Origin of the sequence: Paenibacillus sp. FSL K6-0108 (genome assembly GCF_045040695.1) — a bacterium.
GTDB classification, from domain to species: domain Bacteria; phylum Bacillota; class Bacilli; order Paenibacillales; family Paenibacillaceae; genus Paenibacillus; species Paenibacillus pabuli_B.
On record NZ_CP150288.1, the window covers coordinates 652,929 to 667,033 of the forward strand.

The following is a 14,105-nucleotide window of genomic DNA, read 5'->3' on the forward strand; positions in this document are numbered from 1 at the left end:
GTCGCACAATAAAACGATGCTCATTTTGGCAAGACAGTACATTGTGACTCTCTTCCGAACTGCGATAGACTTGATTTCAAGATCAACAGCTAAGAGGAGGATGTGTACGATGCCACTTCAAAAAACGTTATTGGCACTGGACGCGCTGGACAGCGCTTATGTAAATGGTGAGAGTGTAAAACAATTATTTGTTCAATATCCACAGGTTTCCGTTGAAGTGCTGACGGTACAAGGAGAAAAAGGAAGTACGGATTTTGTTAAAATAATCATCCCTGGTACGGAAGGCAAGTTGTCCGGAGGACAGGCGCCTACGATGGGGATCGTCGGACGGCTGGGTGGAATTGGTGCCCGTCCAACACGCATCGGACTCGTGTCGGATGCCGATGGCGCCGTCGCTGCTGTTGCAGCAGGACTAAAACTTGCGGATATGCAGACCAAAGGTGACTCGCTCAAGGGGGATGTCATTGTGACGACACATATTTGTCCAGATGCCCCTACTCTTCCGCATGAACCGGTTGATTTTATGGACTCTCCGGTCGACATTTTGCAAATGAACGAACATGAGGTTCTGCCTGAGATGGAAGCCATCTTGTCAATTGATACCACCAAAGGAAACCGGGTGATTAACCATAAAGGAATCGCCATTTCACCAACGGTGAAAGAGGGATACATTTTACGGGTGAGCGATGATTTGCTCCGAATCATGGAGATGACTACAGGGCAGCTGCCTGTGACTTTCCCAATCACGACGCAGGATATTACGCCTTATGGCAATGACTTATACCATATCAATTCCATTTTGCAGCCAGCGGTGGCTACACATGCTCCCGTTGTAGGCGTAGCTATAACAGCTCAATCTGCAGTTCCGGGATGTGGCACGGGGGCGAGCCATGAAGTTGATATTGCAAGCGCGGTTCGTTTGGTAGTGGAGACAGCCAAGGAATTCACGAATGGCACCTGCTCGTTCTACAATGTGGAGGAATATAACCTGATCACTCGTCTGTATGGTTCCATGAAAGTGCTTCAGACCCCAGGGTTACAAGTGGCTCCGTCTGCATAGTTCTATTCGAGAAGTTCACAATTGAAGCGACGGATGAAAAAGCTATTGTAAACCAGCATGGCACATACGGGGATCTGATATGTAGGAGGAAATAAGATGATCAAGCAGCTTGGCATGATTACGATTGGACAAGCTCCGCGCACCGATGTTGCGCCTGTCATAGAAAAGTATCTGGAGGGACGGGCGGAGCTCATTCAAGTCGGAGTATTGGACGGCTTGTCAGCCGCTCAGATTACTGCGCTGGCACCGGAGCCTGGTGATTACGTGCTAACTTCCCGGCTGCAGGATGGCAGTGCGGCCATCGTATCCCGTGAAAAAATAAGGCCGATTCTGGAACGGAAAATCCGAGAGTTTGAAGCTTTGAATGTCCCCAATATTCTGTTGCTGTGCACAGGTTCATTTCCGGGCTTGCGTTCAGCCAAGGTGCACCTTATTGAGCCTGACCGCATCGTTCCTCCAGCCGTACAGGCCCTGGCCGATGGCCGCCGCCTTGGGCTGATCGGGCCGTTGCCAGAACAAGCGGGACAGCTTGATCTGAAGTTCTCCTCCCTGGTTCAGCCTGCGTTTGCTGCTGCTTCTCCCTATACATCCGGCGAATCTGAATTCCGTCAGGCTGCCGAATCCTTGAAGGGGCGTGTTGAACTCATTTTACTGGACTGCATGGGGTATGATGAGCGCCACCGTCAATGGGTTGCCGATGCCAGCGAAGGAATCCCGGTCATTTTGTCGAATGCTCTAATGGGTAAGTTAGTAGCGGAAATGGTCTGACATTAGGAGGAGACGAACACATGAATCAGCAACGAATTGACGTCAGTAAAAATGTTTTGGTGGAATGCCTTGGACTTCGCAGTGGTGAAACGCTGGCTGTTGTGGCGGATGATGCCAAGAGAGAACTGGCCGAATCCATATATGAGGCAGGCAAGGCACTGGGAGCAGATGCAGTGCTTATGGTGATGAAAGAACGAAGCAAATCCGGTGAAGAACCGCCTGCACCGATTGCGGAAGCAATGAAGCGTGCAGATGTTGCCGTATGCGTAACCCGTTATTCACTAACCCATACGCAGGCGCGTAAACAGGCAGCAGCTGCTGGAACCCGCGTAGCCACGATGCCGGGTATGACGGACGATATGTTCATGAATGGTGCCATTACCGCAGAATATCCCAAAGTGAAGGCTTTGACGGATAAGGTTACGGCCATGCTGACTGCAGGAAGCCGTGTCCGCATTGAGAAAGATGGACATCAGCTGGCATTCTCAATACAGGAGCGTAATGGTGTGCCGAGCACAGGCATGTATCTCAATCCGGGGGAGTCAGGAAATTTGCCTTCCGGTGAAGCTTACATTGCTCCTGTTGAGGACATTGGCGAGGGTGAAATCCTTGTGGATGGCTCAATTGCAGGAATAGGTGCAATTAGTGAACCTGTATTATTAACGATTAGAGAAGGTCGTCTTGTTTCGGCAAGCGGCTCAGAAGGAGACAAGCTGTTAACCATGCTGGGCGAAGGTGATGGTCGAATTCTTGGTGAATTTGGTATTGGTACCAATGACAAGGCTCGAATCACAGGAGTTGTCCTGGAGGACGAGAAAGTCTACGGTACCATTCATGTTGCGTTCGGCAGTAATAATACCTTTGGTGGCACAGTTGCAGCGGGTGTTCATATTGATGCCGTGGTGCAAAAGCCGGATGTATACATTGATGATGTGCTTATTATGCGTCAGGGTGAACTGCTTGATCGGGAATAGTACAATGTGATGGTGGCAAAACCCTATGTTCAATTGATGTGCGAGAGCGTGTGCACAACATATCCACAATGGGGGATTAAGGTGTAAATCACGCGGTAAGTTTGGGGACAAATACACAACATATTCACAATATATTAAGGTATATCCACAAAATTGAGGGTAACTATCAACAGTTTGTGGGTAACATATGCACAAGATATCCACAACCTGGGGAGGAATGCCGATGTTGGGTCTTATCCGAGTGATTACGCTTCATCAGGAAGCGGATATCCACAGACACGGGGCATTGATTGAAGAGCGATATGGCATGCGGGTTCACAGTCGCTGCATTCCTGATCAACCACTGGGTGTATATGATCAGGCTACAGAGCTTGAAGCGATACCCAAAATTGTGGATTTGGCGCGAGAACTGGAGCAGGAGGGCTGTACTTCCATAGGAATCAGTTGTGCAGCTGACCCGGGTCTTGCAGAAATGCGTGCCGCTGTTCACATCCCGGTCTATGGTGCGGGGTCATGTGCCGCCCATCTTGCACTCACTTCAGCAGAACGAGTAGGTGTGCTAACCATTCTGGAGGAAGTGCCTATCCTGATTCGAGAAATACTGGGCGATGCATACATCGGGATGAGGCGTCCCGAAGGTGTGGTAACCACACTGGATCTCAACACGCCACAGGGGAGAATTGCGGCTATGGAAGCCGCCAGAAAACTGAAAGCAGAAGGTGCCGAATCCGTTGTACTTGCGTGTACCGGTTTTGCTACGATGGGTTTCGCCATGGATGTGGAAAAAGAACTGCATATCCGGGCACTTGATCCAATTTATTCATTGGGAGCAGCTGTTTCTGTTTCTGCATCCAATGTCTAGCCAGTGTAATGGCAGAAGTTTTATTACGGATATAGTTTTGAATCAAGGGTTGCTTTGCTGCTTTTTCAATTTTAGACGCCGATGCAATGGTGAATAATTGCATCGGCGTTTTTGTGTTGGATGGGTGTGGCGGGTTTGGGGAAACAAAGAACGTAAGGATAGATGGAACTGTGGATAATTTTTTTGGGGTGACGCGATAAAGTGATACATTTATTTTCTGGTTTATTTAGTGCTAGTAACAACAGTAAATCGATATTTCATTCGATCTGAATCATCCGGAACATACAAATACCACAGAAATTCCCGTTTTTTTTGATCAGATTGTCTGGTAAACTATCCAAAAAAATTAGATACAGTATGCAAGAATGATTTGCAAATCTGGCTCAGGGTGGTCGATCGGCTTGAAAACGACAGGTATAACATTGAAAGAACTGTTGAATATTCCTATACTCAGCAAGGCGAAAGTCATCAGCGGGCATCAAGGATTGGATCGGGTTGTGCGGTTCGTGGATATTATGGAGGTGCCCGATCTGCAAGGTTGGTTGCGGGAAGGCATGCTTATGCTGACGACAGCCTATTCAATTCGTGATAATCCCGGCTTGCTCGGAGAACTGATCTATACGCTTAATGAAGCGGGGGCGGCTGCTTTGGCCATCAAGCCTGCGCGTTTCCTCAAGAAAATCCCCATGGAAGCCGTTGCAGCCAGCAATGACTGCGGTCTGCCCATCATTGAAATTCCTCCGGAGATACCCTACATGGATATTACGCAACCTGTTATGGAGTTAGTGTTGGATCGACAGGCTGCTCTGCTCCGCAAGTCAGAAGAAGTATATCGAACACTGATGACCATGGTACTTGAAAACAGTGGGATCCAGGCCGTAGGGGACAACGTGGCCGAATTGCTTCAGGCCCCCGTAGGTGTTATCGATAATGTGGGGCAGATGATCGTGTCTTCACCGCCGGATTATGACTGGAAGAAGGCTGGGGACCCACTCGTATGGGAAATAAATCTGGATCGGCGGAAGGTTGCCAGATTGCTGGTGGACAAGGACTCCTTGGATGAGATGGAACAAGTCGGAATTGAACAGGCCAGACTGGTACTATCCTTGGAATTGATGAGAAACAAAGTTGCGGAAGATACCGAGTTGCGCCTTCGGGGCAACTTCATTGACGAACTTCTGACACCGCCACTGTTATTGCCGCACGAGGCTGAATCGAGAGGCCGGAAGCTCGGGATGAATCCGGAGCATTTATGGGAAGTTGCAGTCATGGAAGGAGAGACGGCTCCTGACGAAGATCTGTTGTCCGAATTGCTTGCACTGGAAGCCAGAAAACGGAGGGTTGCGCCTCATATTGAGTTCCGGACTAACAGGGCTGTGCTCTTTTTGCCTACACCGGAATCCCGGGATGCGGCATGGAGGGATGATGTTCCATCCTGGACGGATACCATCGGGCTATGGCTCGAAGATCCGGCCAACAAACTTGGGCAGTTCAGGGCAGGCGTGGGCACCCGGGTTCCACTTTGGAACATGCATCAAAGCTATGGCGAGGCCAGAAATGCCCTGATGGTTTCGTCCCGTTTGTCGGGCGGACGCACAACTCGTTTTGAAGATGTGGAGGTATATCATTTGCTGAGCGAAACGGCGAATGATCCGGGATTTGCGGCACTGTTTGAGCGGAAGCTGGGAAAATTGCGCGCATATGATGATGAACACAGTGGTGATTTGTTGCGGACTTTTTTTTACTACCTAGAGAGCCGGGGGAGCCTGATCGAAACAGCTAATCGCCTTTATATTCACCGGAACTCCGTGAAATATCGACTGGAGCGAATTCGAGACATTACGGGCTTCGACCTGAACCAACCGCGTGAACAATTTGTCTGTCATCTGTGTCTGGTGTACTACTACATGAAGCAGGATAAACAAGAGGTGTAGGTCCTGCCAATCGAATGCTTGCTTCTACAGCAACATCAACAAAGGACGAGATGGTAGATATAGGTCGAAAAATAGCGAACTATGTCTTAGAGTGTAATTTAACATGACATAAATAAGAGACATTAGTGCACAATCGACAAACGGTTGTGCTTTTTTTTAGCTAAAAGGGACGTAGTTCGACGCTCAGATTCTAGGTAAAATTAGCACAATTACAAAGGACGAATGTACAGACAAGTTTCTCAAACTGTGCCGTCCACAGAGAACCGTAAAACAGCAAGTGAGACATCAGAGTTAAAGGGGTTGATCGATTGTTTGCTTACACGCTCCGAAGGCTGCTGCAGATGATTCCGGCGCTGCTCGGCATTGTGGTGATTACCTTCATCCTGTCCCGCGTTCTTCCGGGAGATCCCGCCATCGTCATGGCTGGCGAACAGGCCACGGATGATGTCATTGCCAAAATCCGAATGGACATGGGATTGGACAAGCCGTTATTTGTACAGTTTTTTAGTTACGTGGGACAGCTATTTCAAGGGAATCTGGGATTTGCCTATCATACCGGTCATACGGTGCTGAGTGATTTCGCTACCCGCTTTCCGGCCACCATTGAGCTGACGCTGGCCAGTGTCATTATAGCCATCTGTGTTGCAATTCCGGTGGGCATTATCGCTGCTACCCGGAAAGAATCCTTCGTTGACCACATTTCCAGAGTGTTCTCACTGATTGGAGCATGTGTGCCAATCTTCTGGCTGGGGCTGCTGTTTATTTACATCTTCTATTCCATCCTCGGCTGGGCTCCAGCTCCAATGGGACGCATCAGCGGAGAACTCAATCCACCGACACATATCACCGGATTGTACGTGGTAGATAGTCTGATGACGGGGGATATGGTTGCACTCAAAAGCAGTCTTGCGCATTTGCTGCTCCCGGCTATCTGCCTGAGCACGGGGACAATGGCGATTGTGGCGCGTATGACCAGGTCCAGCATGCTGGAAGTCATCGGACAGGATTATGTGCGTACCGCACGAGCCAAGGGCTTGAGCGAAACGGCAGTTGTCGGCAAACACTCCCTGATCAATGCCCTGATCCCCACGTTGACCGTACTTGGCCTTCAGTTTGGCGGATTGCTCGGCGGTGCAGTAATCACGGAAACGATCTTTTCCTGGCCCGGTGTCGGCGGTTATGTCACAGATTCGATTCTGGCTGCCGATTATGCACCAATTCAGGCATTCACACTGGTAAGTGCCATTCTGTTCAGCTTTATCAATCTGGCGGTGGATCTGGTCTATGGATTGATTGATCCACGAATCCGTTATGAATAGGGCCGCCGCGAAAGGAGGAGTACCGCTGTGAATACTGCCGCACCGACTTCCATGGGAACCAAGCCTGCACCAGCGGTTGTTCCCAAACCCAAAACCTTTCTGAGACTGTTGCTCCGCAATCGGCTCGCTGCCATTGGTCTAACCTTTATCGTAATGTGGACTGTCATCGCAGCTATTGCCCCCTGGATTACCCCTTATGATCCGTATATGACGAATACGGCTGTGAAGCTGGAATCCCCGTCAGGCGGTCACTGGTTCGGCACAGATAACTATGGCCGGGATATTCTGAGTCGTGTTCTGTATGGCGCCAGAATCAGCATCTGGACGGGCCTGATTGCCGTCAGCATCTCGTTTGTCATCGGGGTTCCGCTGGGCGGAATCGCTGCTTACTACGGCGGACGTACTGGCAATATCATCATGCGGGTCATGGATGTATTGCTTGCCTTTCCCTCGCTGGTACTCTCCATGGCGATTGCGGCTTCCATCGGCAACGGACTGACAAGTGCCATGATTGCTGTAGGGATTGTGGGTATTCCCGAATTTGCCAGATTGATGTATGGGCAGACGGTATCCCTGCGCGAAAAGGAGTACGTGGAGGCCAGCAGAGCCATCGGTGTCAGAGACAGAGTGATTCTGTTTCGCCACATTTTGCCGAATGCTTTGGCACCACTGTTGGTACAAGCCACGCTCGGCATGGGCTTTGCCATTCTGACGGCATCCAGTTTGAGCTTTCTCGGTCTTGGCGTCAAACCGCCTACAGCCGAATGGGGAGCCATGATCTCTGAAGGTAGGGAGTATATCATTTCCGGACAATGGTGGCTCGTGACATTCCCTGGACTGGCTATAGCCACATCCATTCTTGGCTTTAACCTGCTCGGAGATGGTTTCCGTGATGTACTGGACCCAAGGTTGCGTTCGGGAAAATAGAGGTGGATTACCATCTGCCCCTACAGAACCGATTCATAGATAGCTGGCTGGGGAACCGATTTGCGGGGAATGCCTTTCAATAATGGCATGCGGGGTTCCATCACCGGCAGTAGGCAGATTAAATGCTGCTGCGGTTGGTATCAGGAATATGAGTGAGTTACTTTCCGGGTACTGGTCCACACATTTACTTTGTCTAATAAAAGCTGCAACGTTTTACAGTATCGCATCATAAGACTGGTTCAAAAAGGGGAGGAAACTAAAAATGAAAAAGCTCAAATGGTTTTCTGCAATGATTGCTCTTACCGTTGTTCTTGGTGGCTGTGCCAGCAATGCCAACCAGCAGCCTGCGGCATCCGGCTCAGGAGAGGAAACGAAACCTGCGCCAACATTGACGGTTGCTTACTCTGAGGGTGGAACCACGATGGATCCGGCAGAGGCGAATGACCTGACCTCAGACACATTGGTACTGGCAACCTATGACCAGTTGGTAACCTATGGTGTCAAAACGGTGGATGGTGCTGACGTTGCCAACACGGAGGATATTCAGCCGATGCTCGCCGAGAGCTGGGAAGTGTCTGATGACAATTTAACGTATACATTCAAAATGAAAAGTGGTCTGAAATTCCAAAGTGGAAATCCGGTCAATGCGGATGCAGTTGTGTACTCTTTTGACCGTGTGGCGAAGTCCAGCTCCGGCAGTTTTCTTTACGGAATGGCCGACATCAAGAGCGTGACCGCCAAGGACGACTCCACTGTCGAGATTGTGCTGAATAAAGCCAACCACATGTTCACCCAGATCATTGCCATGTATACCTTCTCCATTGTGGACCAGAAGCTGGTCGAGGAAAAAGGTGACGATTATCTGAAAACAAATGCTGCCGGCTCAGGTCCGTTCACACTTGAAAAATGGGACCCGGCCAGTGAAGCGGTGTTCCAGGCCAATAACGACTACTGGCAGGGTGCACCGAAGCTTGGCAAAGTCACGCTGAAATTCACGAAGGAAGCCTCCAACCGTGTTCTGCTGCTGAACAAGAGTGACGTGGACATGGCGATCGAGATCCCTCCCAAAGATGTTGCGGCTTTGCAAGAAAACAGTAATTTAACCATCAAGTCGAACGCGAGTAACCGTATTTTGTTCTTCGCCATGAACAACAATGTCAAACCGTTTGATAATGAAAAAGTGCGTCAGGCCATCAACTATGCCATCCCTTATGACCAATTGATCAACGATGTTATGTACGGTCAGGCCAAAGAGATGAAAAGTGCTGTGGCAAGTAACACACCAGGTTTCACGGATGCAGGCTATGTGTACGAGTACAATCTGGACAAAGCCAAAGAATTGCTGAAAGAAGCAGGTTATGCGGAAGGGTTCAGCTTTGACTTTACCCTCGGTTCCGGATTTGACGATTGGGAGTATGATGCGGTTCTAATTCAAGCGGAACTGGCCAAAATCGGTGTGAAAATGAACATCAACAAAGTGGCTCGTGCACAGTTCCTGGAACAGCAAAAAGAAGGAAACCTGGTCTCCTATATTTCCAAATGGACCTCTTTTGTTAATGATCCTGGATACCACCTGGGCTTCCTGCTCTATGGCAAAGGTTCTTCCAACTACATTCACTACAACAATGCGGACGTCAACAAGCTGTGGGAAGAAGCTGGCGCAGAGCCAGATCAGGCGAAACGAAACGAGCTGTACATGAAGGCACAGGAGATTATTACAACAGAAGCACCATGGGCATATCTTTACGAATACAACCGGGTTGTCGGCATGAACAACAAAGTCAGCGGATATGTGTATTACCCGGATGAGGTTCTGCGTTTCTACCCGCTTAGCAAAGAGCAGTAAACGAACAGGCGATTTGGGGGACAGGCAGTCATGCCTGTCTTCTGACGATTCGTACGGACCACAATACAGCCAATATTGAAAGGAGCCTGAACAGGATGGATTGGAAACAGAAGGTACTTGATGCAATCGAGGAAGGCCAGGATGAATTACTGGAGCTCTGTTCACAACTGATTCGTTTTCCGACGGAGAACCCTCCGGGTGATTCGCGTGAGATTAGTGCTTTTATTATCGAATATTTGCATCAGGCCGGAATCGACACGAAAGTGCATGCGGCAACGGAAACGATGTTTAACCTGATCTCCACGTTGAACGGACAAGGCGCAGATAAGTCAGATAAACATCTGATTTTCTGTGGACATACGGACGTTGTGCCAGCCGGGGATCTTTCCCGTTGGGATTTTGATCCGTTCTGCGGCGAAATCAAGGACGGTTACATGCTTGGTCGCGGGGCATCCGACATGAAAGGCGGGCTTGCAGGCCTGATTTATGCAACGGCTATTTTGGCGAAGCTGGGTGTACCTTTGCGCGGTGATCTGTCATTGATGATTGTTCCGGATGAAGAAACAGGCGGCGATCTGGGAGTCCCGTGGGTTCTGGAACGTGGTCTCGCAACAGGAACTGCCGCTGTAATTGCTGAACCTTCCAGCCCGCTTCATCCAACGATTGGACAGAAGGGAAGCTGCTGGTTCGAATTTACGGTAGAAGGCACACCGGGTCATGGCAGTCTGCAGCCGATTGTAGGAGATAATGCCATTGTGAAGGCGACAAAAGGGATCGAAGCATTGCAGCGGCTGTGGGACATCAAGCCGGATATCCCGGAGGAAGTGAAAGATATCATCCGTATCTCGCAGGAGTATGCGCGTGACCGTGAACAGGCAGGGCTTGCCTATCAGGTATTCGACCATGTCACAGTAAATATCGGTTCGATTCAGGGTGGAACCAAGGTAAATGTGGTAGCGGATCGGTGCACTGTTCAGGTGGACTCCCGTGTTCCATTTGGCGTGGATTACCGCGATGTATTGGATCGCGCCCGCTCGCTTTTGCTTGAAGCAGGGATCGAGTCGGAATTGAAGCCGTTTGGATTCCAGGGCAACGCAAACTGGACTCCACCCCATGAACCGATCGTTAGCCAACTGGTGGAAAGTATTAGCGAAGTCAGCGGTGAAGAGGCATATGGTGTGCTGCAATGGGCCTCCAGTGATGCGCGTCATTTCCGCAATCATCACATTCCGGTATTGCAATATGGTCCGGCAGAGCTGTCCACGATACACAATTTTAACGAAAAAGCACCCGTATGGCAGATTATCCAGTGCGCCAAAGTGTATGCGCTGAGCGCACTTAAATATTTGGGTGTGGAAGGCATGGATGATGATACGTCATTGAAGGATGTAGAAGGAGCGTCTTCTGAAGAAGCTGCAACGTCCAAACGCTAATCCTTCTTCGCAGAGAGAGGCGATGGTGGAACAAGGCTGGACAACAGCACAGCAGGGACATGTGAATGCAGACAGAAGATTCAGAACGTAATGGTATGGGAGGGGAACAACATGACTGCACTGCTCGAAGTTTCGGATTTGCGGACAGAGTTCATTACGGATGCAGGCGTCATCCGTGCTGTGGACGGAATCAGTCTTTCGATACAGCAGGGAGAGACACTGGGTATTGTCGGAGAGTCTGGATGCGGGAAAAGTATTACATCATTATCGATCATGCAGCTGCTTCCCAAGAAGATCGGCCGCGTGGCATCAGGAGAAGTCCGCTTCCAGGGAAAAGACATGCTTAAGCTGTCCGGGCGGGAAATTCGCCGCATTCGGGGGAACCGAATGGCCATGATCTTTCAGGAGCCGATGACCTCGCTCAATCCGGTATTCAAGATCGGCAAACAAATCTCGGAAGCGGCACGATACCATCTGAAGCTGGGCAAAAAAGAGGCTTGGGCACGGTCGGTTGAGATGCTGCGCAAAGTCGGTATTCCCCGTCCCGAACAAATTGCAGACCAATACCCGCACCAGCTCTCCGGCGGCATGCGCCAGCGGGTGATGATTGCCATGGCAATGGTGTGCAGCCCGCAGCTGCTCATCGCGGATGAACCGACAACAGCCCTGGATGTGACCATTCAGGCGCAGATTTTGGACTTGATGCGTGATCTCCAGCAGACAGAGAATATGGCCATCATGATGATCACTCATGATCTCGGCGTCGTGGCAGAGATGTGTGATCGTGTCATGGTGATGTATGCCGGACAAGTGGTGGAAGAGACGGATGTCAAAACCCTTTTTGCCGATCCGAAGCATCCCTACACCCGTGGTTTGCTGGCTTCACTGCCACAGCTTGCGGGAGATCAGGATCGTCTTCAATCCATTCCAGGTCAGGTACCGAATCCGGCTCATATGCCGTCCGGTTGCCGTTTTGCCCCGCGTTGTCCGGTAAAAGAAGCGCGGTGCGAGATGATACAACCCGAATTACTGGAGACAGCACCAAGTCATAGCTGCCGCTGTCTGCTGCAACAGGAGGGGATTATATGAGTGCCATATTGGAAGTCAGAAACCTCAAGAAGCATTATCCCATTCGCAAAGGTCTGTTCTCCAAACAGGTTGGTGCCGTCAAGGCCGTCGATGGTGTCACACTGTCCGTGGAGCGCGGGGAAACACTCGCCGTAGTTGGGGAGTCCGGCTGCGGAAAATCCACCACGGGGCGTGCGATTCTGCGTCTGATTGAGCCGACGGATGGCGAGGTGTTCTTCGAAGGCAAGGATGTACGGAAGCTGCCGCCAGAAGAGCTTCGCCGTTTCCGAACCGATATGCAGATGGTGTTCCAGGACCCGTATGCCTCACTCGATCCGCGCTGGACAGTACAGCGTACACTGGAGGAGCCGCTGGTCACCCACCACAATCTGGGCAAAAAAGAGTTGAAAAGCCGAATTGAAGAACTGATGGAGGTGGTCGGATTATCTCCCTATCAGGCTCACCGCTTTCCGCATGAATTCTCGGGTGGACAACGTCAACGGATTGGGATTGCCCGTGCTCTTGCTTTGAACCCCAAGTTCATTGTGTGTGACGAGCCAGTGTCAGCGCTGGATGTGTCCATTCAGGCACAGGTACTGAACCTGATGCAGGATCTCCAGGAACAATTCGGGCTGACATATATGTTCATTTCTCATGACTTATCCGTCGTCAAGTTCATCAGTGATCGTGTAGCTGTTATGTATCTGGGCAAAGTGGTCGAGCTTGCACCCACATCCGAGCTGTTCACCGAGGCGCTGCATCCATATACAAAAGCACTGATGTCCGCTGTTCCGGTTCCTGATCCGAGTGTGCAAAAAGAACGGATCGTCCTGGGCGGAGATGTACCCAATCCGGAAAATCCGCCATCCGGCTGTACATTTCATACCCGCTGTCCGTATGTGAAGGACGAGTGCCGATCCGTTATCCCGGAGCTGCGGGAGATTTCACCAGGACGTCAGGTGGCCTGTCATTTATATCAGGGATAGATTGAAATCGCGACCCTTTCCGTATTCCATCGGTGAGGGTCTTTTTGTCATCTTTGTCTTTTCAATTTCTGAAAAAGATACTATGTATTAAGAAGGGTAAAAATTTCTCTTGTTTCAACCGATATAATCACAGAGAATGCAACATGAAATGTGATAATTCATGATTAATATGATTAATAAAGAAGCTTCTTACTGAGACTGAAAACAAGAAGGGTATGAAAACATCTATGGATGAGGAAGTTCAAGTTCAATACATTAATTTCTCGGTTGGCAATCAGATTTGTGCGCTTCGTATTGATGAAGTTCATGAAATTATCAAAATGCTCCCTGTAACCACCGTTCCTTTTGGGAGTCCTGAGATTAAAGGCTTTACACCCTTGTACGGTAAAGTGGTTTCCGTTGTGAGTGTACGTGTCCTCCTGGGTATGCCTGACGAAGAGCCAACACCTTCCACACGCATTATCGTGGTGCCTTACCACGACCATTATGTGCCGCTGGTAGTTGATTCCGTGGATTCCGTGGTGATGTATGATCGGTTTGAAGAGCCCACGGAAGAATATCGTCGTTACACAACTGGAATATTCAAGGAAATCGCACACAATGATGATCATGAGGCCGGTATTCTTAATCTGGATGTATTGCTCGGTAATTTAACCAAATCACAGTAAATGTAACTCTGAAATATGATAACCAAAGCCAAAAACCGTCTGATTATGAAGATGCTCCTTATCCCTTTTTGGGGATGAGGAGCATTTTTCAGTATGAACATTCTATCCTTGATTGAATGATGTGGGAACAGGAAAAACGGGAAAAGATATATATTCAGGTACAGATCAGAGAGGGAAGGGTTAAAAGAAGCACTTTTTATGCGTAAAAGTTTTTAAATCCGAGCATTTTCGTATATGATGGAGAGTAACAATGCGAAGGG

Annotated in this window: 12 protein-coding genes; all 12 read left to right on the forward strand. The window is 49.6% G+C overall.

The genetic code is table 11. The annotated features are described in order from the left end of the window. Nucleotides 1–109: 109 nt before the first annotated feature. The 12 genes from MHB49_RS03205 (at nt 110) to MHB49_RS03260 (ending at nt 13,845) form a co-directional block, all read left to right on the forward strand. Nucleotides 110–1,060, forward strand: a complete 951-nt coding sequence (locus MHB49_RS03205) for a DUF1177 domain-containing protein (RefSeq protein WP_405155004.1) — start codon at nt 110–112, stop codon at nt 1,058–1,060. Nucleotides 1,061–1,156: 96 nt separating this feature from the next. Beyond that, nucleotides 1,157–1,828 carry an AroM family protein gene (locus tag MHB49_RS03210; RefSeq protein WP_247900551.1) on the forward strand — a complete coding sequence of 224 codons (672 nt, stop codon included), beginning with the start codon at nt 1,157–1,159 and terminating at the stop codon, nt 1,826–1,828. A gap of 20 nt (nt 1,829–1,848) precedes the next feature. Further along, nucleotides 1,849–2,802, forward strand: coding sequence for an aminopeptidase (locus MHB49_RS03215; protein ID WP_405155005.1), 954 nt, complete (start codon nt 1,849–1,851; stop codon nt 2,800–2,802). A gap of 223 nt (nt 2,803–3,025) precedes the next feature. Beyond that, the gene (locus tag MHB49_RS03220; protein ID WP_247900553.1) at nt 3,026–3,664 is read left to right on the forward strand and encodes an aspartate/glutamate racemase family protein; all 639 of its coding nucleotides are present in this window, start codon (nt 3,026–3,028) and stop codon (nt 3,662–3,664) included. Nucleotides 3,665–4,065: 401 nt separating this feature from the next. Then, nucleotides 4,066–5,598, forward strand: a complete 1,533-nt coding sequence (locus MHB49_RS03225; protein WP_405155006.1) for a PucR family transcriptional regulator — start codon at nt 4,066–4,068, stop codon at nt 5,596–5,598. 308 nt (nt 5,599–5,906) lie between these two features. Next, a complete protein-coding gene (locus MHB49_RS03230; protein WP_405155007.1) occupies nt 5,907–6,917 on the forward strand; it encodes an ABC transporter permease in 1,011 nt (336 codons plus the stop codon). Between the two features lie 51 nt (nt 6,918–6,968). Next, nucleotides 6,969–7,844 (forward strand): ABC transporter permease, encoded by an 876-nt coding sequence (locus MHB49_RS03235; RefSeq protein ID WP_247903005.1) that lies wholly within the window; start codon nt 6,969–6,971, stop codon nt 7,842–7,844. A gap of 262 nt (nt 7,845–8,106) precedes the next feature. Continuing rightward, the gene (locus tag MHB49_RS03240; RefSeq protein ID WP_247900556.1) at nt 8,107–9,690 is read left to right on the forward strand and encodes an ABC transporter substrate-binding protein; all 1,584 of its coding nucleotides are present in this window, start codon (nt 8,107–8,109) and stop codon (nt 9,688–9,690) included. A 95-nt stretch (nt 9,691–9,785) separates the two neighbouring features. Further along, nucleotides 9,786–11,123: a M20 family metallopeptidase gene (locus MHB49_RS03245; RefSeq protein ID WP_405155008.1), complete on the forward strand. Its 1,338-nt coding sequence runs from the start codon at nt 9,786–9,788 to the stop codon at nt 11,121–11,123. Between the two features lie 111 nt (nt 11,124–11,234). Then, nucleotides 11,235–12,212: an ABC transporter ATP-binding protein gene (locus tag MHB49_RS03250; protein WP_405155009.1), complete on the forward strand. Its 978-nt coding sequence runs from the start codon at nt 11,235–11,237 to the stop codon at nt 12,210–12,212. Next, complete coding sequence (locus MHB49_RS03255; RefSeq protein ID WP_405155010.1) at nt 12,209–13,177, forward strand: ABC transporter ATP-binding protein; 969 nt, start codon at nt 12,209–12,211, stop codon at nt 13,175–13,177. The genes MHB49_RS03250 and MHB49_RS03255 overlap by 4 nt, the downstream gene beginning before the upstream one ends. Nucleotides 13,178–13,392: 215 nt before the next feature. Then, a complete protein-coding gene (locus MHB49_RS03260; protein WP_247900560.1) occupies nt 13,393–13,845 on the forward strand; it encodes a chemotaxis protein CheW in 453 nt (150 codons plus the stop codon). The last annotated feature ends 260 nt before the right edge of the window (nt 13,846–14,105 follow it).